At 57.0% G+C, this 747-nt stretch carries 1 protein-coding gene and 1 pseudogene; both read left to right on the top strand.

Annotated features, from left to right (window positions below; genetic code table 11):
- Nucleotides 1-456 (top strand): annotated as a pseudogene (locus tag BN2476_RS46970) (hypothetical protein); the annotation flags it as partial.
- A gap of 111 nt (nt 457-567) precedes the next feature.
- Nucleotides 568-747 (top strand): hypothetical protein (locus BN2476_RS47905; protein WP_218274623.1); only part of this gene is annotated, 180 nt, incomplete at its 3' end.

Here is a 747-nt window from a genome sequence, read left to right as displayed (position 1 = left end):
CTCGTGGGCTCGGGCTGGCTGCAGTTACTGACCGGGGTTTTCCGCGGAAGCAAGGGGGGCGGCGAGCCGGCGCAAGGCAATGCGATCGCCAGCGGGTCAGGTTTGCGAGGCGATCACTACGATATGACGCTTCGCCGAAAAGCATTCGAGTATTTGCACAAGATACTGGGCCTGGCTGCGCTACTGCTGGCAGTTGTCGCGATCAGTCTTGGCCTGATGCTCGCCGACGCCCCGCGATGGATGGCTGTCGTGCTCACGATGTGGTGGTGCATTTTGCTTTTCCTCACCCTTCGATGGCAGCGTGCCGGCCGATGTATTGATACCTATCAGGCCATCTGGGGACCCGATGCGGTGCACCCGGGCAACGGGATACCACCGATCGGCATCGGTATTAGCCGATATTCGCGCGAGAGCTGGCAAGGGCGCACCGAAGACGCGATGCGACGAAAGCAATGAGCCAGCGCTCCCCGACGAGATATGCGATCGGACGTGCCGAGACGTACTCAACGTTTCGATTTCGCTTCCAACGGTCATTTTCGAGAGTAGTGAATAAAACAGGAGATGTTGATGGAAAGGCCCATTGAATTCGCAGCGAGCAATTTGAACGATTGCAGTGTGAAGAGAAAATCATGGTGGCCACGCGCTCACTGGACGTCATGGAGCATGCTGCTGATCACGACACTTGCCGTTTTGATGATCTCGATTGACGGGCAGATCCTGCCAGCTGTACTTCCATCGATCAAGAAG

Origin of the sequence: Paraburkholderia piptadeniae (genome assembly GCF_900007165.1) — a bacterium.
GTDB lineage: Bacteria > Pseudomonadota > Gammaproteobacteria > Burkholderiales > Burkholderiaceae > Paraburkholderia > Paraburkholderia piptadeniae.
Note: the sequence above shows the minus strand (reverse complement) of the source record. Positions and strands in the feature narration are given on the sequence as shown.